This is a genomic window from Asanoa ferruginea (assembly GCF_003387075.1).
Lineage (GTDB): Bacteria > Actinomycetota > Actinomycetes > Mycobacteriales > Micromonosporaceae > Asanoa > Asanoa ferruginea.
Genome location: NZ_QUMQ01000001.1, coordinates 7,037,606 through 7,057,122 on the forward strand (window position 1 = coordinate 7,037,606; position 19,517 = coordinate 7,057,122).

A 19,517-nucleotide genomic window follows, 5' to 3' on the forward strand; every position below is an offset into this window, starting at 1 on the left:
CTGCCGCACGTACACCCATCGCGAGGAGGAACCGTCCCCATGATCATCCCTGCCCGCGGCGCCCGCCCGGCGCGGACGGCTGTGATCGCCGTCGCCGCGGCTCTCGCAGCGCCGCTGATCGTGGCGCCACCCGCCGCGGCCGACGCGCCCCTGCGCGTGCACGCCGAGGCGCGCGGCAAGTTCATCGGCTACGCCGCCAACACGGGGCCGCTGGCCAACGAGGCCGCCTACCGCACCATCGCGGCGTCGGAGTTCAACCAGGTGACCCCCGAGAACGCGCTGAAATGGGAGTCGACCGAGCCGTCCGACGGCAACTACACGTTCGCCGGCGCCGACCAGGTGGTCGCCTTCGCCACCGCCAACAACCAGCAGGTGCACGGCCACACGCTGGTGTGGCACAGCCAGACCCCCGGCTGGGTGCAGGGCCTGTCGGCCGCCGCGATGCGCACCGCCATGCAGGACCACATCGCGACGGTCGTCGGCCGCTACGCCAGCAACCCGGCCGTGGTCTCGTGGGACGTGGTCAACGAGGTGTTCGACGACAACGGCAACCTGCGTACGAGCTTCTGGCTCAACACGCTGGGCTCGTCCTACATCGCCGACGCGTTCCGCCTGGCCCGGGCGGCGGACAGCAACGCGCGGCTGTGCATCAACGACTACAACGTCGAGGGCATCAACGCGAAGAGCACGGCCATGTACAACCTCGTCCGCCAACTGCGCGCCGACGGCGTGCCGGTCGACTGCGTCGGGTTCCAGGGCCACCTCGCCATCCAGTACGGGTTCCCGTCGCAGGTCCGCGAGAACATGGAACGGTTCGCGGCGCTCGGGGTGCAGGTGCGGGTGACCGAGTTGGACGTGCGGATGCAGACGCCGCGCGACTCCACGAAGGACACGACGCAGGCCACCTACTATCGCAACGTGGTGCAGGCGTGCCTGGCCGTCACCGCCTGTGCCGGCATCACGATCTGGGGCTTCACCGACAAGTATTCGTGGGTGCCGGACGTGTTCTCGGGCGAGGGCGCGGCGTTGTTGTGGGACGCGAACTACGCCACCAAGCCTTCTTATACGGCGGTGCACGACGCGTTGGACGACGGTTCCACGCCGGTGCCCGACACCACGCCGCCGACCACCCCGGGCACGCCGGTCGCGTCGGGAGTGACCTCGTCGGGCCTGTCGTTGTCGTGGACCGCATCCACTGACGCGGTGGGCGTCGCTGGGTATGACGTGCTGCGGGCCGGTTCGAGCGGCTCTTTCGCGGTCGTCGGCACATCGTCGTCGGCGTCCTTCGTGGACAGTGGGCTGGCGGCGTCGACCACCTACCGGTATCAGGTGCGGGCCCGTGACGCGGCCGGAAACACGTCGGCGCTGTCGCCGGCCGTCACGGTGACCACCACGACGGGCGGCGGTTCGGGGCCTTCTTCGTGCCGGGTCGCGTACACCATCAGCCCGTGGGGTGGCACGTCGGGTTTCACCGCCGGCGTCGTGCTGACCAACACGGGCGCGTCGGCGTTGTCGGCGTGGACGCTGGCCTTCACGCTGCCGGCCGGCCAGCAGATCACCCCGCCGGGCTGGTCGGCGACCTGGACGCAGTCGGGCCAGGCGGTGACGGCGGCGCCGCTGTCGTGGAACTCGACGCTCGCACCGGGCGGCTCGACGACGATCGGCTTCAACGGGTCGCACACCGGCGGGGTCGGTGAGCCGACCACTTTCACGGTGAACGGCGCTTCCTGCGCGGTGGTGTGATCGTTTCGGTGGGCGGCCCGTTATGTCGCGGGCCGCCCATCGTCATGCCGGGCCAGCTTGCGGAGAAGGTGCGCGAGCTGGTCGCGTTCTTCCTGGGCCAGCGGGGCGAGCACCTCGTCCTGTGCGGTTTTCAGCAGCTTGTCGAGTTTTCCCAGCTGGCGGCGGCCCGCGGTGGTGATGGTGATGACGTTCTGCCGGCGGTCGTCGGGGTTGGGGGCACGCTCGACCTGGCCGCGCTCGGCGAGCTCGTTGACGACGGCGACGATGTCGCTGCGGTAGATCCGGGTGCGGTCGCTGAGCTGCGCCTGGCTGGCGGGGCCGAACTCGTCGAGCGTGGCAAGCACGGCGTAGTGCCACTTGCGGGCGTCGGCGCCGGCGAGCGCTTCGTTGACAACCCGGTCGGAGTGCGTCGCGGCCAGCGCCAGCAGGCGGGTGGTTAGCCCGCTCAGCCGCGCCGGGCCTTCATGCGTGGTCCCGCTCACGCCCATGATCCTACCACTTGCGTTAGTGCCACTAACGAACTAGCTTCGATCGTTAGTGAGACGAACGAGTGGATGGAGTTGGTCATGACGGACTTCAACGCACAACTCATCGGCCGGACCGAGAAGGCGCTGAACGCGATCCTGGAGCGCGAGTTGGCCGGCGTCGGCATCAACTCGTCGCAGTGGGTGGCGCTGACGCTGACCGTGACGGGTGGCGGGGCTTCGGTGGTCTCGCGACTCTCGGAGGCGCTGCGGGTCTCGCCGGCCGTGGCTCAGTCGCGTCTCGCGGAGCTGGCTTCGCTGGGGCTGGTGCGGCCTGCTTTGGGTGGCGGTTTCGAGGCCACGGAGGAAGGGGCGGCGAGGTGGGGGACTGTCCGTGCGGCCGTCGGGCCAGTCACTCAGTCGCTGTGGGGTGACCTGCCGGCGGGGGAGTTGGCGGTGGCTGGGCGGGTGCTGGAGACGGTACTGACTCGAGCGAACGCAGTGCTGTCGATGGCGTGATGTCCTGCTTGCTCTGCTCACATATACGCACCGCCGGGCTGTCCGCGGCGGTGCGTATATGTGAGCAGAGCAAAGCCTGGCGATGTGTCTGGTCAGAGGGTGCGGGATGGGCTCTGTCCTAGGACGATCTACGGGGTGTTGCGCATCCGCGCAGGCTGCTGGTCCGGGATGGCTTTTGCGGGCCCGGCGCTGTGCCGCCGAGTGGCTCGCGGGCGGTTCGGGTGCTCAGACGGAGGCTGCGGAGCTCGCGGCAGCGCGGTGCCGCGAGGTTGGACAGCTCTCACCGGGCCAGTCCCCGGGCGTCAGATACACGTCGCGGAGCACGCGGCAGCGCGGTGCCGCGAGGTTGGGCGACTCTCACCGGCCTGGTCCCGGGCGTCAGATACACGTTGCGGAGCACGCGGCAGCGCGGTGCCGCGAGGTTGGGCGTCTCTCACAGGCCTGGTCCGGGGCGTCAAGTACACGTTGTGGCGCACGAGGCCGCGGGATATGCCGTGGCGCGGCTCAACGGCATGGTCCAGAGCCCCCAGACACGCGTTTCGGCGCACGGGGCCGCGGTGCTGTGCGGGTTGGGCGGCTAATGGGCCCGGTCCGTGCGCCCAGATCGCTGTGGCGCAAGCGCAGCGGCGGCTTGGCGCGGAGCGGGCGGCTGGCGCTCAGTCTGGCCACTAAGGAGGGCTCGTGGGGGTGGGTCTGGCGGTTGGTGACGCGGGCATTGCCGCCCGGGTCTGGAGATCTAGGAAGAAATCGGTAGTCAGGGCTACCTATTTCTTCCTAGATCTCCGAGACCCGCTCTGAGCCGGGCGCAGAAAGTGGGGCAGATAAGCGCTTTTCGGCCCGGACGACGGCGACCGGGCCCGGGCAACGTCGGTCGAGCTAAAGACCGGCTGCTGCTGCGAGCGGCGCCGGCATGGGTGAAGGCGGGCGTCCGGGTGCGCGCGGCGCCACGAGATTGCCGCTGGGTCTGATCTGGGGCGCTTGATGTGTAGCTGCATTGGCGTGTCGTGCTGGCCAGCCGCCCCAGATCGGGTCGTCGGCCGATGCCCGGCCGGTAGTCCTTCCGCCGCTCTGCTCTGCTGCCATATACGCAGCACCCCTGGTGACGGGCGGGGCCTATATGGCAGCAATGCAAAGTGTCCTTGCTCTGCACCCCTGTGGGCAGCACCCACGACGGCTGGCGGTGCCTACAGGGGTGCAGAGCAAAGTCGGCCGATGCGCGCGGCGGCATGGCAAGCGATGATGTGCCGATGACCGAACCGAGCGGCGTCATCTTCCCGCCCACCGCGAGCGGCACCGGCGTCACCTCGTCGCTAGGCCGTGCGGTGGTCGCCGATGCGCTGAGGGGCGTTGACCCGATCGGCGCGGCCGCCGCCCAGCGCGAGACCGACTGGCGTCGCGGCTATCTCGTGCACTTCCGCCGGCTGGTCGAGGCCGGCCTCGGCGACGGCGACGCCGCCCGGCGGATCGCGCGAGACGGGCTCGCCTCCATGGGCGAGCGGATGCGCTTCCGCACCGAGACCGGCGATGTCGAGCCACTCGCGGCTGCCTTCACCGCCCAAGGGGAGGCGGTCTCCACCGCCACTCTCGGTGGGCAGGGCACGGTCGACAAGGAGTTCACGCTGCCCTACCGGGGCGAGCGGCTGCGTGGCGACGGGATCAAGCGCCGGCTCGACGCCTGGATTGAGAAGGGTGTGATCGAGCCGTCCTGTGCCGAGGCCGTCCGCGCCGTGCAGGACAACCCCGACTGGCTCGACCTTGGCGGGACCACCGTCGTCGCACTCGGGGCCGGCGCCGAGATGGGGCCTGTGCCGTCGTTGCTGCGGTGGGGTAACACCGTCGCGGCCGTTGACCTGGCCCGGCCTGCGCTGTGGGGGCGGCTGTTCGAGACCGCGGGGCGCTACGGCGGGAGGCTGCTCGTGCCGGCCACCAAGGGCGACGGTGACCTCGCGGAGCGGGCCGGCGCCGATCTGCTGCATGGCATCGGCGCCGTCGCGGGGTGGCTCGAGGGGCTCGACGGGAGGCTGGTGCTGGGCAACTACGTCTACGCCGACGGTGCGATCAATGTGCGGCTCAGCACCGCCGTCGACGCGCTCACCGGGCACGTGCGGCAGTCGCGGCCGGACACGGCCCTCGCGTTCCTGGCCACGCCTACCGATGTGTTCGCCGTGCCGGGTGACGCCGTCGCGCATGCCGAGCGGGCCTACCGGGCGCCCGAAGGGGTCGCGCGCCTGCGCCGGCCGCTGCGGCTGCTGTCGGGTGGGCGGATGTTGCGGCGGAACTACGCGCCGGGCGATGACCCGGGGATCTGTGACTCGCTGGTCGCGCAGCAGGGGCCCAACTACGCGCTGGCCAAGCGGGTGCATCGGTGGCGGGCGACGGTGGCCCGGGCGGAGGGTGCGACCGTCAGCATGAACGTCGCGCCGCCTACGCGGACGCGGTCGGTGGTCAAGAACAGGGCATTGGCGGCGGCGTACGCGGGTGCGCACCGCTTCGGGGTCGAGGTGTTCGAACCGGCCACCAGCAACACGCTCATGGCGGCGCTCCTGGTGCACGACCTGCGTAACCCGCCGCGGCCGGCCAACGAGGTCTGGCACGAGGAAGCGGAGTACGCGGCCCACGGCGGGCTGTGGCGATGTGCGTACGCGCCGCGCAGTGCCCTGGGTATTGCCGCCCTGCTCGGGTGGGGCTCGGCCCGAGGCTAACGTCCTAGGATGCCTTAGGGGGTGTGCCCGGTTCTTGATCTAGGAGGCTTCGGCATCGACACTGTCGGCGTGGAGGGGATCGAGACCGCGCTGATCGTGCCGGTGCCCGAGGCGGAAGACGCCGTCGGTGCCTACCGGGCGCGGTACGACTCGGCCGCGCGGTGGGGGGTGCCGGCGCATGTGACCGCGCTCTACCCGTTCGTCGCGCCGGACGCGCTCACGCCCGACGTGCTCGACGCCGTGCGGGAGACGGTGGGGGCGACGCCGCGGTTCAGTGTCGAGTTCACCCAGGTCAGTTGGTTCGGTGAGCAGGTCGCCTGGCTGGCGCCGCGGCCCGACGCGCCGTTTCGGGCGCTCACCGAGGCGCTCTGGGCGCGGTTCCCCGACCATCCGCCCTACGGCGGGGCGTTCGCGGACGTCGTACCCCATTTGACGATTGGTCATGATGTTCCCGCCGACGCCCTGCGCGGCGCGGCGGCGGCGGTGACCGCGCGGCTGCCGCTGCGGGCCGAGCCGCGCGAGGTCTGGCTGATGGTGGGCGCGCCGGAACCGGACTCGTGGCACACGGCGGCACGGTTCGCGTTCGGTGCCGCATAACGGTGTAGCGAACGTGTCAAGATCGGCCCGGTGGACCGGCGCGGCGCGGGAGTATGGAACACGATGGCTCGGGGACAGTTGCGGATCTATCTCGGCGCGGCACCAGGCGTCGGGAAGACCTTCGCCATGCTCGAAGAGGCCCAGCGAAGGGCCGGGCGGGGCACCGACCTGGTGATCGGGTTCGTCGAGACGCACGGGCGGCCGCACACCGCGGACATGCTCGACGACCTCGAGATCATGCCGCGCAAGGAGATGAGCTACCGGGGCGCGCGGTTCACCGAGATGGACGTCGACGCCATCCTCAACCGCAACCCGCAGGTCGCGGTCGTCGACGAGCTCGCGCACACCAACGTGCCCGGCTCCCGCAACGAGAAGCGCTGGCAGGACATCCAGGAGCTGCTCGAAGCCGGGATCACCGTGCTCTCCACGGTCAACATCCAGCACCTCGAATCGCTCAACGACGTGGTCGAACAGATCACCGGCGTCGTGCAGAGAGAGACAGTGCCGGACAGTGTCGTACGCGGCGCGGATCAGGTCGAACTGGTCGACATGACGCCCGAGGCGCTGCGCCGGCGGATGGTGCACGGCAACGTCTATCCGCCGGAGAAGGTCGACGCGGCGCTGGGCAACTACTTCCGGGTCGGCAACCTGACCGCGCTGCGCGAGCTGGCGCTGCTCTGGCTGGCCGACAAGGTCGACGAGCAGCTCGACCGCTACCGCGAAGAGCACGGCATCGGCGCCACCTGGGAGGCGCGGGAGCGGGTCGTCGTCGCGCTCACCGGCGGCCGGGAGGGCGCCACGCTGATCAGGCGGGCCGCCCGGATCGCCGCCCGGAGCAAGGGTGCCGACCTGCTGGCCGTGCACGTCGCGCGCAGTGACGGGCTGGTCGACGCCGACCCGACCCTGCTGGGCCGGCAGCGGCTGCTGGTGGAGAGCCTCGGCGGCACCTACCACCAGGTGGTCGGCGCCGACGTGTCGCGGGCGCTGCTCGACTTCGCCCGCGGCGTCAACGCGACCCAGCTCGTGCTCGGCGGCAGCCGGCGTGGGCGGATCGCCCAGCTCTTCTCGGCCGGGGTCGGGGTCACCACGACCGCGCAGTCGGGGCCGATCGACGTGCACCTGGTCACCCACGAGGAGATCGGGCGCGGCCGGCGGCGCTGGCGGGCCGGGGGTGCGGCGCTGTCGCGCAGCCGGCGGATCGCCGGTTTTCTGGTCGCGTTGATCTGGCTGCCGGCACTGACCGCGATCCTGGTGCCGTTCACCGACAACCTGTCGCTGGCCAGCGACATGATGCTGTTCCTGCTCGGGGTCGTCGTGGTCGCCCTGGTCGGCGGACGTTGGCCGGCGATCACCTCGGCGGTGGTGGGCTTCCTGCTGCTCAATTATTTCTTCACGCCACCGCTGCACAAGTTCACCGTCAACGAGACGGAGAACCTGCTCGCCCTGGCGGTGTTCGTGGTGGTCGCGGTGGCGGTCAGCGCCGTGGTGGACACCGCCGCGACCCGGACCCGGGAGGCCGCGGGAGCCAGTGCCGACGCACAGACCCTGGCAACCGTTGCAGGCAGCGTGCTGCGCGGCGCCCGGCCGCTGGAGGCGCTGCTGCGGCAGCTCCGCGAGATGTTCGGCCTGGAGTCGGTGACGCTGCTGGAGCGGGCGCCGGGAGCGGTCGACGTGCCGGACCGGCGGCGCGATCCGGCCGCCTGGCGGGTGGCGGCCGTCGACGGCACCCCACCGAGCCACAGCCCGGCCGAGGGGACGGGCGACGTACCCATTGGCGATGATCTTGCCTTGGTGTTGCGGGGGACGACTCTTGAGGCCAGCGACCGGCGGATCCTGGAGGCGTTCGCGGCCCAGGCGGCGATCGCGCTGCGCCAGGAGCGGCTCACCGAGCAGGCCGCCGAGGCGCTGCCGCTGGCCGAGGCCGACCGGATGCGCACCGCGCTGCTGGCGGCGGTCAGCCACGACCTGCGTACCCCGTTGGCGTCCGCCAAGGCCGCCGTGACCAGCCTGCGCAGCGACGAGGTGGAGTTCTCCCCGGACGACCGCGACGAGCTGCTGGCCACCGCCGACGAGTCGCTCGACAAGCTGAGCCGGCTGGTGGCCAACCTGCTCGACATGAGCCGCCTGCAGGCCGGCGCCCTCGGCGTGGTGCCGGCGTCGCTGGGCCTGGAGGAGGCGGTGCCGCGGGCGCTCGACGAGCTCGGCAACGTGGCCCGGCCGGTGGTCCTGCGGATGCCCGACGACCTGCCGCTGGTCCGCGCCGACCCGGGCCTGCTGGAGCGGATCCTGGTCAACGTGATCGGCAACGCGATCCGGTTCAGCCCCGACGGCAAGCCGCCGAAGATCACCGGCAGCGAGCACGCCGGCCAGGTCGCGCTGCGGGTGATCGACCACGGTCCGGGCATCCCCACCGAGGCCCGCGACCGGGTGTTCCAGCCGTTCCAGCGGCTCGGCGACCACACCAACCACGAGGGTGTCGGGCTCGGGCTGGCGCTGTCGCGCGGGCTCGCGGAGGCGATGGGCGGCTCGCTGGTGCCGGAGACGACGCCGGGTGGCGGCCTGACGATGGTGCTGACCCTGCCCTCCGACGAGGTCGGCGTGGAGCCGACCGAGACCCGCGCGACCGAGCTGGCCGACCAGGCGATCCGGGAGCGGCTGCGGCGCTGGCCGCGGGACTCCCAGTTGACGTCGCGGCTCGGCTCGGCATCCCCGCCGGACCTGCCGGCGGACGAGCCCGCGCGGCTCGACGTCGGGCCGGTGCCCGAGCCGGTGCACCCGTCGCGGCTGCCCAAACCCGATCCGAGCGAGCCCGAACCGGGCCAGAGTGAAAGCGACGAGGACGACACACGGTGACCAGGATCCTGGTGGTCGACGACGAACCGCAGATCCTGCGGGCGATGCGGATCAACCTGCGCGCCCGCGGCTACGAGGTGGACGTGGCGGCGGACGGCGGCACCGCGCTGCGCTCCGCGGCGGCCCGGCCGCCGGACCTGGTCGTGCTCGACCTGGGCCTGCCCGACATGGAGGGCACCGAGGTCATCCGCGGCCTGCGCGGCTGGACGACCGTGCCGATCATCGTGCTGTCCGGCCGCGCCGACAGCGCCGACAAGGTGGCGGCGCTGGACGCGGGCGCCGACGACTACGTGACCAAGCCGTTCGGGGTCGACGAGTTGCTGGCCCGGATAAGGGCGGTCACCCGGCGGATGGGCAGCACCACCGACGCGACCCCGACGGTCAAGGTCGGCGCGTTCACCGTCGACCTGTCGGCCCGGCTGGTCGAGGTGCCCGAGGGCGGCGCCGAGGTGCGGCTCACCCCGACCGAGTGGCACCTGCTGGAGATCCTGCTGCGCAACCCGGGCAAGCTGGTCAGCCAGCGCCAGCTCCTCCAGGACGTGTGGGGCCCGCAGTATCAGACGGAGACCAACTACCTGCGGCAGTACATGGCGCAGCTACGCCGCAAGCTGGAGGCCGACCCGGGCCACCCGCGGCACCTGCTCACCGAACCGGGGATGGGCTACCGCTTCGCCCCGTGAGCCCGATTCTTTTTCCAGCGGGTGTCCTGCCCGCCGGTCCGCCGATCGTCCTTATCGTGGAGGCCGGTGAGAGGCGCCGGCCCGGCAGAGCGAGGAGCGCGAGCATGCCACTGTACGCAGCGATGACCTACACGGCCGACGTCGACTGGACCCGGCCCGAGTATGCGGCGGAGATGGCCGAATACAACGAGTTCGGCCAGGCGGCCCAGGCGGTGCTGCGGGGCGGCAAGGCCCTGTATCCGACCGCGACCGCCACGACCGTGCGGGTCAACGGCGGCAAGGGCGGCGACGTGGTGGTCAGTGACGGCCCCTACGCCGAGACCAAGGAGGCCCTGACCGGCTTCTACCTGATGGAGTGTGCCGATCTCGACGAGGCCGTGCAGCTCGCGGCCCGGATCCCGGCCGCCTGGGCGGGTGCCGTCGAGGTGCGTCCGGTGATCGACTTCGGGAACTGACACGGACGAGCTGACCCGCCTGGTCCGGGACGAACGGGCCCGGGTGCTGGCCACCATGGTCCGGGTGACCGGCGACGTCGACCTGGCCGAAGACGCGGTGCAGGACGCGGTCGTGCGGGCGCTGGAGCGCTGGCCGGTCGACGGCGTGCCGGCGAGCCCGCGCGGTTGGCTCGTTGTGACGGCGAAGCGCCGCGCGGTGGACCTGATCCGCCGCGAGGCGCGCCGCTCCGGGAAGGAGGCGGCCGCGATGATGCTGGCCGATCCCGGCGGCGAACCGCCCGAGGTGGTCCGCGACGACCTGCTCCGGCTGATCTTCACCTGCTGCCACCCGGCCCTGAGCGAGCCGGCGCAGGTCGCGCTCGCGCTGCGTACCCTCGGCGGCTTCTCGACGGCCGAGGTCGGGCGGGCGCTGCTGGTGCCCGAGGCGACCATGGCGAAACGGCTGACCCGCGCGAAGCAGAAGATCGCGCAGGCGCGGATCCCCTACCGGGTGCCCGCCGCGGAACAGCTCCCGGGCCGGCTGCGGGCCGTCGCGGCCACGATCTATCTGATCTTCAACGAGGGGTACGCCGCAGGCAGCGGCGCCGACGTCCTGCGCACGGGTCTCACGGCTGAGGCGATCCGGCTGGCGCGGCTGCTGGTCGCGCTGATGCCCGACGAGGCGACCGCGGGCGGCCTGCTGGCGTTGCTGCTGTTGCACGACGCCCGCCGGCCGGCCCGGGTCGACGCCGTTGGCCTGCCGGTGCTGCTGGCCGACCAGGACCGGTCGCGCTGGGACGCCGGCACGATCCGCGAGGGCGTCGAACTGGTCGGCACCGCGTTGCGGCGCACCGCCGACCGGCCGGACCCCTATGTCGTGCAGGCCGCCATCGCCGCCTGCCACGACCTGGCGCCCAGCTATCGGGCGACGCCGTGGGACGCGGTGGTCTCCTGGTATGACGTGCTGCTGTCCATCTCGGACCAGCCGGTGGCACGGCTCAACCGGGCGGCCGCGGTCGCCGAGCGCGACGGGCCGGCCGCCGGGCTGGCGCTGGTCGACGCGATCGACGGCCTGGCCGGCTATCCGTGGTGGCACGCGTCGCGGGCCGAACTCCTGCACCGCCTCGACCGCGGTGCGGAGGCGGCGACGGCCCATCAGCGGGCGGTCGCCTGCGGCCTGCCGGCGCCGCAGGCAGAGCGGCTGCGCCAGCGGCTCGCCGGCGCGTAATTGGTAGCGGCCTGCTGGCGCCGCAAGCCGGGCGGCTCGCCGGTGCCTGGTCAGTATTCGTCGTGGAGGCGCCACCAGCTGTAGGGCTCGGTCTGGGGCCAGCCGAGTGGGGAGTCTTCCCAGTTTTCCTGCCGGCCGTAGGGCGTCAGGTCGAGGATGTTGAAGTCGAAGCGCAGCCGGTCGACCCCGCGGGCATCCGTGTGGTAGGTCTGGAACACGTCGACGCCGTCGGTGATGAACACGCTGAGGCCGAACCCGCCGCCGGCGCCGTGGTCGTCGCTGAACGTGGTGCCGCGCGACGAGTAGACCGGGACCGTCCACTCCATCCGGTGGCGGACCTGCTCGAGTTGCTCGAGCGGCATGTTGGACACGACCGCGTAGGAGACGCCGCGGGCGTGGAGGTGTTCGAGGCGGCCGACGTTGTCGGTGAAGCTGGCGCAGCCGGAGCAGATGTCGTCGGGGCCGTTGTCCATGAACTGGTAGACGACGAGTTGGTCGCGGCCCTCGAACAGGTCGCGCAAACTCGCTTTGCCGTCGCGGCCGGCGAACGCATAATCGTCACGCATCCGGACCATCGGCAGCCGGCGCCGGTCGGCGGCCAGCGCGTCCAGTGCGCGGGTGGCCGCTTTCTCCTTGACCAGCAAGGCGTCGCGGGCCGCCTGCCACTGCTCGCGCGAGACGATCTCGGGATGAGCCATGGTCCTGTCCTCTCACCGTGAGTGATCAAACAACCCTATCCCGGGGGTACGACATGACGTTCACGCCTGGGCTGACGGTGAGCCGGCGGCTGCACGACGAGGTGGTCGGTCCGGCCCTGCGCGGGAAGCCCTACGCGGCGGCCCGGGTCGACACCGGCTCCGATGTGCTCGGCTTCGACACGGCCCGGTCGATGGACCACGACTGGGGTCCGCGGTTGCAGGTCTTCGTCGCCGGCAAGGCCGATGTCGCGGCCGCCCGCGCGGTCATCGACGCCGCGCTGCCGGCGACCTTCCACGGCCTACCGACCCGGCCACACGCAGACGGCGGCCAACTGCTCGGCGTCACCGTCGACCCGCTCGACGATTATCTGCGAGACAGCCTCGGGATCAAGGAAACGCCCACCACCGAAGACTGGCTGGCGCTGCCGACGCAGCGGGTGGCCGAGTTCACCGGCGGCGCGGTGTTCCACGACGACCTCGGCGGGCTGACCGCGGCCCGGGCCGCCCTGGCCTGGTACCCGGACGACGTCTGGCGCTACGTGCTGGCCGCGCAGTGGACCCGGATCGACCAGGAGGAGCCGTTCGTCGGCCGGTGCGGCGAGGCCGGCGACGACCTGGGCAGCCGGATCGTCGCCGCCCGGCTGGCCCGCGACCTGATGCGGCTGTTCCTGCTCCTGGAGCGCCGCTACCCGCCGTACACCAAATGGCTCGGCACCGCCTTTGCCCGTCTGCCCGGCGCCCCTCACACACAACTGGCCGCCGCGCTGGCCGCCACCGGCTGGCGCGAGCGCGAGCGGCATCTGGTCGCCGCGGCCAGCACGGCGGGGGAGCGCACCAACGAGGTCCTCGGCACCGCCGTCGACCCGACACCGGGCCGCTTCCACCACCGGCCCTACACGGTGCTCGGCGGTGCCCGGTACGCGGCCGCGCTGACCGCCAAGATCACCGATCCCGGGCTGCGCGACCGGCCCCTGGTGGGCGCCGTCGACCAGTTCGTCGACAGCACCGACGTGTTGTCGCATGTCGGACGTGCCCGGGCCGCGGCGCGCGGGTTCGAGGGACCGCCGGCCGGCCCGAACGACCGTTAAGCTAACGGTGTGCTCAGTGCGGAGCTCTACCCACCCGAGCGGCTGGTGGCCGCCCAGCGTGCGACGGCCGGTGTTGGCCTCGACGCGCTGCTCATCACGCCCGGCTCCGACCTGCGCTACCTGACCGGCTACGACGCGCACGCCCAGGAGCGGCTGACCTGCCTGGTGGTGCCCGCCCGGGGCGAGCCGACCCTGATCGTGCCGACCCTGGAGCGCCCCGCGGCCGAGGTCGCCACCCGTGGCCTGCGGATCGTCGACCACCGCGACGGCGACGACCCCTACCCGCTGGTGGTGGAGGCCCTCGACGGGCCACCCAGTGTGGTGGCGCTCGGCGACCGGATGTGGGCCGCCCAGGTGCTCGGCCTGCGGGCCGCCCTGCCCGGCACCGAGCAGCGCCTCGCCGGCGACGTGCTCGCCGAGTTGCGGATGCGCAAGTCACCGGCCGAGGTCGAGGCGCTGCGCGCGGCCGGCGCGGCCATCGACGCGGTGCACGACCGGATGGGCGAGTGGCTGCGGCCGGGCCGCACCGAGCGGCAGGTCGGCGTCGACATCGCCGAGGCGATCCTGGCCGCCGGGCACGCCACCGTCGACTTCGTGATCGTCGCGTCCGGCCCCAACGGCGCCAGCCCGCACCACGGCACCGCCGACCGGGTGATCCGGGAGGGCGAGCCGGTGGTCGTCGACATCGGCGGCACCATGCCGTCGGGCTACTGCTCCGACTCGACCCGCACCTACGTGGTCGGCAGGCCGCCGGCCGACGTCGCCGACTTCTACGCGGTGCTGCGGGCCGCCCAGCGCGCCGCCGTCGACGCGGTCCGCCCAGGCGTCACCTGCGAGCAGGTCGACGCGGCCGCCCGCGACCTGATCGCCGGCGCCGGCTACGGAGCCGCGTTCCTGCACCGCACCGGCCACGGCATCGGCCTCGACGGGCACGAGGAGCCCTACATCGTGGCCGGCAACGACCGGCCGCTGGAGCCCGGCATGGCGTTCTCCATCGAGCCCGGCATCTATCTCGCGGGCCACGCCGGTGCCCGCATCGAAGACATCGTCGTCTGCGCCGGCGGGGGAGCAGACGTTCTCAACACGACAACTACGGAGTTGGCCGAACTATGACCATCGACCGCATCCTGCCCACCGAGGAAGCCGGAGATCTCCTCGACCTCACCGCGGAGATCGCCGACCAGGAACTGGCGCCGATCGCCGCCGACCACGAGGCCCGCCGCGCGTTCCCGCGCGAGGCGATCCGGGTCCTGGGCCGCGCCGGCCTGCTCGGCCTGCCCTACCCCGAGGAATACGGCGGTGGCGGCCAGCCCTACGAGGTCTACCTCCAGGTCCTGGAGATCCTCGCGTCGCGCTGGCTGGTGGCCGCCGAAGCGGTCAGCGTGCACACGCTGTCCTGCTACCCGGTCGCCTCGGTCGGCACCGAGCAACAGCGCAAGCTGCTGCCCGACATGCTCGGCGGCGAGCTGCTCGGCGCCTACTGCCTCTCCGAGCCGCAGGGTGGCTCCGACGCGGGAGCGCTGACCACCCGGGCGGTCCGCGACGGCGACGCCTACGTCGTCAACGGCACCAAGGCCTGGATCACCCACGCCCACGACGCCGACTTCTTCAACATCTTCGCCCGCACGGGCGGCCCCGGCCCGGGCGGCATCTCCTGCCTGCTGGCCGACGCCAACACGCCGGGCATCGTGCCGCAGGCGCCGGAGCGCACGATGGGCCTACATGCGTCGCCGATCTCGCAGATCGCGTTCGACGGCGCCCGGGTGCCGGCCGACCGGCTGGTCGGCGACGAGGGCACGGGCTTCGGCATCGCGATGCGCGCCCTCGACTCGGGCCGGCTCGGCATCGCCGCCTGCGCGGTCGGGCTGGCCCAGGCGGCCCTCGACTACGCGGCCGGATACGCCCGGGAGCGCGAGCAGTTCGGCACCCGGCTGGTCGACTTCCAGGGCGTCGGCTTCATGCTCGCCGACATGGCCACCCAGGTCGCCGCCGCCCGCGCGCTGACCCTGGCCGCGGCCCGGCTGCGCGACCACGGCCGGCCCTACTCGACCGAGGCCGCCAAGGCCAAGCTGTTCGCGACCGACATGGCGATGCGGGTGACCACCGACGCCGTCCAGGTGCTCGGCGGCTACGGCTACGTCGCCGACCACCCGGTCGAGCGCTTCATGCGCGAGGCCAAGGTGCTCCAGATCGTCGAGGGCACCAACCAGATCCAGCGCCTGGTGATCTCGCGGTCGCTGGCGAAGGGATAGCCTCGCGGTCGTGGTCGATGCGCTCGAGGCCGTGTGGCGCACCGAGGCGGCCGGGATGCGGGCCGTGCTGGCCCGGCGCCTGGGCGACCTCGACCGGGCCGAAGAGGCCCTCCAGGACGCCGTGGGCGAGGCGCTGCGCCGCTGGCCGACCGAGGGAGTGCCGGAGCGGCCGGCGGGCTGGCTGGTCACCACGGCGTGGCGCAAGGCTCTCGACGGGCTGCGCCGGGAGGCGACCGGCCGGGAGAAGGCGGCCCGGCTCGCCCTGGAGCCGCCCACCGAACCGACCGGCGACGACCGGCTCGCGATGATCTTCACGTGCTGCCATCCGGACCTCAGCGAGCCGTCGCAGGTCGCGCTCACGCTCTCGGCCGTCAGTGGCCTGACCACCGAGGAGATCGCCGCCGCCCACCTGGTGCCGACCGCGACGATGGCGCAGCGGCTGGTGCGGGCCAAGCGGACCCTGCGCGGCGCCCGGTTCGACGTGCCCGGCGACCGGCTGCCGGCCGTGCTCGCCACCGTCTACCTGGTCTTCAACCAGGGCTACGACGCGGTGCGGCGCGACCTCGCCCGCGAGGGCCTCGAACTGGCCTGCCAACTCGCCGCGCTGATCCCGACCTCTGCCGAGGCGGAGGGCCTGGCCGCGCTGCTCACCCTGCACGAGGCCCGGGCAGCCACCCGCGTCGACGAGGTCGGCCGGTTGGTGCTGCTGGCCGACCAGGACCGGTCCCGCTGGGACCGCAACATGATCATTTCAGGGGTACGCCGCCTCGGCCGCGCCGCCACCCTCGGCCCGCCGGGTTTCTACCAACTCCAGGCCGCGATCGCGGCGCAGCACGCGCTCGCACCGTCCTACGCCGCGACCGACTGGGCCGCCGTCCGCGGCCTCTACGACCGGCTGCTGGAACTGCGCCCCTCGCCGGTGGTAGCGCTGAGCCGGGCCGTGGCGACCGGCTTCGTCGACGGGCCGGAGGCGGCGCTGGCCGAGGCCGACGCGCTGGAGGAGCGGCTGGCCGGCTACCGGATGTGGCACGCGACCCGCGCCGACCTGCTGTCGAGGCTGGGCCGCACGGCGGAGGCGGCGGACGCGACCCGCCGGGCGTTGGCATTGGCCACCAACGACGCCGAACGGGACCTGCTCGCCCGCCGCCTCGCCGCACTCACTTCCTGAACTGCGCCGCCGTACGGCGCGCGCGCCGCTTCACAAGCGCTCCGGCCGCACGCCCGCACGGTGCTCTGGCCGCACGGCGCTCGCGCCGCTTCACAAAGGCTCCGGCCGCACGCCCGCACGGAGCTCCGCCCGCACGGCGCTCGCCCCGCTTCACAAGCGGTCCGGCCGCACGGCGCCCCCGCCGCCGCATGGCAGCGTCAGTTCAGGATCGGGCGCACCTCCACGGTCTCCCGGAACGGGACGATGCCCGGCCAGGTTGCGGCGATGGCCACCGCCTCGTCGGCGTCGGCGACCTCCAGCGGCACGATGCCGCCGATGACCTCCTTCAGCTCGACGTAAGGTCCGTCGGTCACCGTGGTGCGGCCCGCATCGCCGGCGCTGATCGTGCGGGTCTCCGCGGCCGGGCCGAGCATCGCCCCGCCCGGTAGGACCTTGCCGGTGGGCAGCCAGCGGGCGTACCAGTCGCGGATCTGCCCCATCACCTCCCGGGTGGCCTCGTCGTCGCCACTCCAGGCCGCCTCCTCGCCGCTGATCAGCATCAGGAACCGCATGCGTACCCCTAGCGCTCGATGGTTGGCCGGACCTCGACCTGGTCGCCGAGCGCCTCGATGCCCGGCCAGGTCGCGGCGCAGGCGATCGCGTCGTCGATCGAGTCGGCCTCCAGCAGCATGAAACCGCCGACCACGTCCTTGATCTCGATGTAGGGGCCGTCGGTCACCACGGCCTTGCCGTCGGCACCTCGGCTGACCGTCTTGGCCGTCGCGACCGGCTGCAACTCGGCGCCGCCGTCGACGATCACGCCCGCGGCGCTCCATTTCTCCCACCAGGAGTTGATGGTCTCCATCACCACATCGGCTTCCGGGCCCTCCCAGTTGGACTCGGGTCCACAAATCATCATCACGTACCGCATTCGCTCGCCTTTCTGTCTCTTCCGACCGTGCCATTGGGATGACGAACGGCACCGTGGCGGGATCGACATCGCAGTGGAGGGAACCTGCCGGTAGTTTCTTGCGCGTGGAGGACATTGACCGCGCCATCGTCGCAGCCCTGACCGCCGACGGCCGGCTGTCCTACACCGACCTCGCCGAACGCGTGGGGCTGTCGGTGTCGGCGGTGCACCAGCGGGTCCGCCGGCTCGAGCAGCGCGGGGTGATCCACGGTTACACGGCCAAGGTCGCCTACGACGCGATCGACCTGCCGCTGGCCGCGTTCGTGGCGATCCGCCCGTTCGACCCGTCGCAGCCCGACGACGCGCCCGAGCGGCTCGCGCACATCCCGGAGATCGAGTCGTGCTACTCGGTGGCCGGCGACGACTTCTACCTGCTGCTGGTGCGGGTGGCCGGCCCGGCCGACCTGGAGCGGGTGCTCCAGGAGATCCGGACCTCGGCCAACGTCACGCACCGCACGACGGTGGTGCTGTCGACGCCCTACGAGGGCCGGGCGCCGAAGATGACGCTCACTGACCCGAGTTCCACTGCTGGATGACCCGGGTGCTGTGCTCGAAGCCGAGCACGGACAGGGTCGCGGTGTCGAGCTTGAGCAGCCCACCGCCCTCGGTGCCCAGCCCGATCCAGCGCGCCCCGACGACCCGCAGGCAGTGGCCGTGGCCGACCAGCGCGACGTCACCCTCGTCGAGCAGCTTGGCCGCCTTGGCGAGCAGCCGGTCGACCCGCACGCCGACCTGCGCGGGCGTCTCGCCGCCGGGCGCGCCGTCGGTCCACAGGGACCAGATCGGGTCGTGGTCTTCGTGGATCTTCGCTGAGGTGATCCCCTCGTAGCGGCCGTAGTTCCACTCGGCCAGGTCGTCGTCGACCTCGGTGACCCGCAGGCCGGCGATCTCCGCGGTGCGCAGCGCCCGGCGGCGCGGGCTGCTGATCACGGCGGCGAACGGCCGCCCAGCGAGTCGGGCGCCGATCTCGCGGGCCTGTTGCTCGCCGTCGGCGGTCAGGTCGATATCGGTGTACGAGGTGTGCTGGCCGGTCCGGCTCCACTCGGTCTGCCCGTGCCGGACCAGCACGATCTCCGCCATGCCGTCCATCCAACCGGAGCGCCGCCCGATTCGCTGGCCGAATCATCGTCCTAGGACGCCGTAGGGGGTGTGCCCGGGTCCGTAGATCAAACCGGCGGCGGGGGACCGGTAGGGTCGGCTCCATGACCGTCCGTCCTATCCGGCTGCTCGGCGACGCGGTGCTGCGGGCCGAGTGTGACCCCGTGCGCAGCTTCGACGCGGAACTGCGGTCGCTGGTCACGGACCTGATGGACACGTTGCTCGGTGAGCCCGGCCGGGCCGGCGTGGCCGCCAACCAGATCGGCGTCAGCGCCCGGGTGTTCGTCTACGACGCCGAGGGCCAGCAGGGTCATGTGGTCAATCCGACTCTTACGGTCTCCGAGGAGCTGCAGGACGGTGACGAGGGCTGCCTGTCCATTCCGGAGCTCTACTTCCCGACGCCGCGGGCCATGCACGCCACGGTGACCGGCTTCGACCAGCACGGTGAGCCGCTCACGGTGTCCGGCAGCGGGTTCCTGGCCCGGGCTTTCCAGCACGAGACCGACCACCTGGCCGGCCGCCTGTTCGTCGACACGTTGCGCGGCCAGACCCGGCGCGAGGCGCTGCGGGCGATCCGCGCCGAGCCCTGGAAGCGGCGCTGATCCGGGCGGCGGGAGCGTTCCGCCGGACGGCCCTGGAGCGGTCGGACCAGCGCGTCTCGTGGGAGCGGCCCGATCAGGCGTTCTTCGCCGCCGGCGCGTGCCACATCCTTGCCTGGGTGTGCCGGGACGCCTATCCGGAGCGGTCGATCGGGCTGGTGGCGCTGCTGCTCGATGGCGACCGGTATCCGTTCCACGTCTACGCCAGCTGGGACGGCTGGGCGTTCGACGCCTCGGGTTGGCATGCGGAGCCGTTGCTGGTGCAGGTCAACGAGGACTTCGAGGGTCGGCCGGTGGAGCGCGTCGCGCTCACGGTCGACCTCGCCGAGTTCTGCGCCGGGCACGTCCACCGGATGCCGCATCAGTATTGGGGCGATCCACTTCCGCGGGCGTGCGCATACCTGAGCCACTTCGCGCCGCCGTGGGCGGGAAGCTAGCCTGCGGC

Annotated in this window: 20 protein-coding genes; 15 read left to right on the forward strand and 5 right to left on the reverse strand. The window is 72.3% G+C overall.

Annotated features, from left to right (window positions below):
- Positions 1 to 39: 39 nt before the first annotated feature.
- The gene (locus tag DFJ67_RS32860) at positions 40 to 1,743 is read left to right on the forward strand and encodes a glycoside hydrolase family 10 protein (protein WP_116072204.1); all 1,704 of its coding nucleotides are present in this window, start codon (positions 40 to 42) and stop codon (positions 1,741 to 1,743) included.
- Positions 1,744 to 1,763: 20 nt separating this feature from the next.
- Here the strand turns inward: DFJ67_RS32860 and DFJ67_RS32865 are convergent, their stop codons facing one another.
- Positions 1,764 to 2,225 (reverse strand): MarR family winged helix-turn-helix transcriptional regulator, encoded by a 462-nt coding sequence (locus DFJ67_RS32865; protein WP_239097121.1) that lies wholly within the window; start codon positions 2,223 to 2,225, stop codon positions 1,764 to 1,766.
- An 84-nt stretch (positions 2,226 to 2,309) separates the two neighbouring features.
- Here DFJ67_RS32865 and DFJ67_RS32870 point away from each other — a divergent pair, with 84 nt between their 5' ends.
- The 7 genes from DFJ67_RS32870 (at position 2,310) to DFJ67_RS32900 (ending at position 11,220) form a co-directional block, all read left to right on the forward strand.
- Positions 2,310 to 2,726: a MarR family winged helix-turn-helix transcriptional regulator gene (locus DFJ67_RS32870; protein WP_203783477.1), complete on the forward strand. Its 417-nt coding sequence runs from the start codon at positions 2,310 to 2,312 to the stop codon at positions 2,724 to 2,726.
- A gap of 1,247 nt (positions 2,727 to 3,973) precedes the next feature.
- Positions 3,974 to 5,428 (forward strand): hypothetical protein, encoded by a 1,455-nt coding sequence (locus tag DFJ67_RS32875; protein WP_116072210.1) that lies wholly within the window; start codon positions 3,974 to 3,976, stop codon positions 5,426 to 5,428.
- A gap of 69 nt (positions 5,429 to 5,497) precedes the next feature.
- Positions 5,498 to 6,025, forward strand: a complete 528-nt coding sequence (locus DFJ67_RS32880) for a 2'-5' RNA ligase family protein (protein ID WP_116072212.1) — start codon at positions 5,498 to 5,500, stop codon at positions 6,023 to 6,025.
- 63 nt (positions 6,026 to 6,088) lie between these two features.
- Positions 6,089 to 8,878 carry a sensor histidine kinase gene (locus tag DFJ67_RS32885; protein WP_116072214.1) on the forward strand — a complete coding sequence of 930 codons (2,790 nt, stop codon included), beginning with the start codon at positions 6,089 to 6,091 and terminating at the stop codon, positions 8,876 to 8,878.
- The gene (locus tag DFJ67_RS32890; protein ID WP_116072216.1) at positions 8,875 to 9,558 is read left to right on the forward strand and encodes a response regulator; all 684 of its coding nucleotides are present in this window, start codon (positions 8,875 to 8,877) and stop codon (positions 9,556 to 9,558) included. The genes DFJ67_RS32885 and DFJ67_RS32890 overlap by 4 nt, the downstream gene beginning before the upstream one ends.
- A gap of 104 nt (positions 9,559 to 9,662) precedes the next feature.
- Positions 9,663 to 10,013 carry a YciI family protein gene (locus DFJ67_RS32895; protein WP_116072218.1) on the forward strand — a complete coding sequence of 117 codons (351 nt, stop codon included), beginning with the start codon at positions 9,663 to 9,665 and terminating at the stop codon, positions 10,011 to 10,013.
- A 19-nt stretch (positions 10,014 to 10,032) separates the two neighbouring features.
- Positions 10,033 to 11,220 carry an RNA polymerase sigma factor gene (locus tag DFJ67_RS32900; RefSeq protein ID WP_275407647.1) on the forward strand — a complete coding sequence of 396 codons (1,188 nt, stop codon included), beginning with the start codon at positions 10,033 to 10,035 and terminating at the stop codon, positions 11,218 to 11,220.
- Positions 11,221 to 11,270: 50 nt separating this feature from the next.
- Here DFJ67_RS32900 and DFJ67_RS32905 read toward each other — a convergent pair whose 3' ends face one another.
- Positions 11,271 to 11,918, reverse strand: coding sequence for a DUF899 domain-containing protein (locus DFJ67_RS32905; protein WP_116072220.1), 648 nt, complete (start codon positions 11,916 to 11,918; stop codon positions 11,271 to 11,273).
- A 53-nt stretch (positions 11,919 to 11,971) separates the two neighbouring features.
- Between DFJ67_RS32905 and DFJ67_RS32910 the strand changes: the two genes are divergently transcribed.
- Genes DFJ67_RS32910 through DFJ67_RS32925 form a run of 4 tightly spaced genes read left to right on the forward strand, consistent with a single transcriptional unit; the run spans position 11,972 to position 16,426 of the window.
- Positions 11,972 to 13,006: a DUF4037 domain-containing protein gene (locus DFJ67_RS32910; protein ID WP_116072222.1), complete on the forward strand. Its 1,035-nt coding sequence runs from the start codon at positions 11,972 to 11,974 to the stop codon at positions 13,004 to 13,006.
- Positions 13,007 to 13,015: 9 nt separating this feature from the next.
- On the forward strand, positions 13,016 to 14,119 hold the full coding sequence (locus DFJ67_RS32915) for a M24 family metallopeptidase (RefSeq protein WP_116072224.1): 1,104 nt from the start codon (positions 13,016 to 13,018) through the stop codon (positions 14,117 to 14,119).
- Positions 14,116 to 15,258 carry an acyl-CoA dehydrogenase family protein gene (locus tag DFJ67_RS32920; RefSeq protein ID WP_116072226.1) on the forward strand — a complete coding sequence of 381 codons (1,143 nt, stop codon included), beginning with the start codon at positions 14,116 to 14,118 and terminating at the stop codon, positions 15,256 to 15,258. The genes DFJ67_RS32915 and DFJ67_RS32920 overlap by 4 nt, the downstream gene beginning before the upstream one ends.
- A gap of 10 nt (positions 15,259 to 15,268) precedes the next feature.
- Entirely contained in the window at positions 15,269 to 16,426 is a 1,158-nt protein-coding gene (locus tag DFJ67_RS32925; RefSeq protein ID WP_239097123.1) for an RNA polymerase sigma factor, read from the forward strand.
- A gap of 197 nt (positions 16,427 to 16,623) precedes the next feature.
- Here DFJ67_RS32925 and DFJ67_RS32930 read toward each other — a convergent pair whose 3' ends face one another.
- Complete coding sequence (locus DFJ67_RS32930) at positions 16,624 to 16,977, reverse strand: YciI family protein (protein WP_116072228.1); 354 nt, start codon at positions 16,975 to 16,977, stop codon at positions 16,624 to 16,626.
- Between the two features lie 8 nt (positions 16,978 to 16,985).
- The gene (locus DFJ67_RS32935) at positions 16,986 to 17,336 is read right to left on the reverse strand and encodes a YciI family protein (RefSeq protein WP_116072230.1); all 351 of its coding nucleotides are present in this window, start codon (positions 17,334 to 17,336) and stop codon (positions 16,986 to 16,988) included.
- Positions 17,337 to 17,440: 104 nt separating this feature from the next.
- On the opposite strand from DFJ67_RS32935, the gene DFJ67_RS32940 reads away from it, so the two are divergent.
- Positions 17,441 to 17,911 carry an Lrp/AsnC family transcriptional regulator gene (locus tag DFJ67_RS32940; RefSeq protein WP_116072232.1) on the forward strand — a complete coding sequence of 157 codons (471 nt, stop codon included), beginning with the start codon at positions 17,441 to 17,443 and terminating at the stop codon, positions 17,909 to 17,911.
- Here DFJ67_RS32940 and DFJ67_RS32945 read toward each other — a convergent pair.
- On the reverse strand, positions 17,883 to 18,455 hold the full coding sequence (locus tag DFJ67_RS32945; protein ID WP_116076917.1) for a histidine phosphatase family protein: 573 nt from the start codon (positions 18,453 to 18,455) through the stop codon (positions 17,883 to 17,885). The two genes, DFJ67_RS32940 and DFJ67_RS32945, sit on opposite strands and share 29 nt — an antisense overlap.
- A gap of 122 nt (positions 18,456 to 18,577) precedes the next feature.
- Between DFJ67_RS32945 and def the strand changes: the two genes are divergently transcribed.
- Together def and DFJ67_RS32955 are read left to right on the forward strand one after the other, a co-directional pair.
- Positions 18,578 to 19,075, forward strand: coding sequence for a peptide deformylase (gene def / locus DFJ67_RS32950; protein WP_116072234.1), 498 nt, complete (start codon positions 18,578 to 18,580; stop codon positions 19,073 to 19,075).
- 116 nt (positions 19,076 to 19,191) lie between these two features.
- Positions 19,192 to 19,509, forward strand: a complete 318-nt coding sequence (locus tag DFJ67_RS32955) for a hypothetical protein (protein WP_239097124.1) — start codon at positions 19,192 to 19,194, stop codon at positions 19,507 to 19,509.
- Positions 19,510 to 19,517 lie beyond the last annotated feature (8 nt).

Bases quoted from the DNA above. Each gene is read 5' to 3' on its own strand.
- def (WP_116072234.1), top strand. From the start codon at position 18,578: ATGACCGTCCGTCCTATCCGGCTGCTCGGCGACGCGGTGCTGCGGGCC.
- DFJ67_RS32920 (WP_116072226.1), top strand. From the start codon at position 14,116: ATGACCATCGACCGCATCCTGCCCACCGAGGAAGCCGGAGATCTCCTC.
- DFJ67_RS32905 (WP_116072220.1), bottom strand. From the start codon at position 11,918: ATGGCTCATCCCGAGATCGTCTCGCGCGAGCAGTGGCAGGCGGCCCGC.
- DFJ67_RS32910 (WP_116072222.1), top strand. From the start codon at position 11,972: ATGACGTTCACGCCTGGGCTGACGGTGAGCCGGCGGCTGCACGACGAG.
- DFJ67_RS32870 (WP_203783477.1), top strand. From the start codon at position 2,310: ATGACGGACTTCAACGCACAACTCATCGGCCGGACCGAGAAGGCGCTG.
- DFJ67_RS32930 (WP_116072228.1), bottom strand. From the start codon at position 16,977: ATGCGGTTCCTGATGCTGATCAGCGGCGAGGAGGCGGCCTGGAGTGGC.
- DFJ67_RS32945 (WP_116076917.1), bottom strand. From the start codon at position 18,455: ATGGCGGAGATCGTGCTGGTCCGGCACGGGCAGACCGAGTGGAGCCGG.
- DFJ67_RS32885 (WP_116072214.1), top strand. From the start codon at position 6,089: ATGGCTCGGGGACAGTTGCGGATCTATCTCGGCGCGGCACCAGGCGTC.
- DFJ67_RS32895 (WP_116072218.1), top strand. From the start codon at position 9,663: ATGCCACTGTACGCAGCGATGACCTACACGGCCGACGTCGACTGGACC.
- DFJ67_RS32860 (WP_116072204.1), top strand. From the start codon at position 40: ATGATCATCCCTGCCCGCGGCGCCCGCCCGGCGCGGACGGCTGTGATC.
- DFJ67_RS32875 (WP_116072210.1), top strand. From the start codon at position 3,974: ATGACCGAACCGAGCGGCGTCATCTTCCCGCCCACCGCGAGCGGCACC.
- DFJ67_RS32935 (WP_116072230.1), bottom strand. From the start codon at position 17,336: ATGCGGTACGTGATGATGATTTGTGGACCCGAGTCCAACTGGGAGGGC.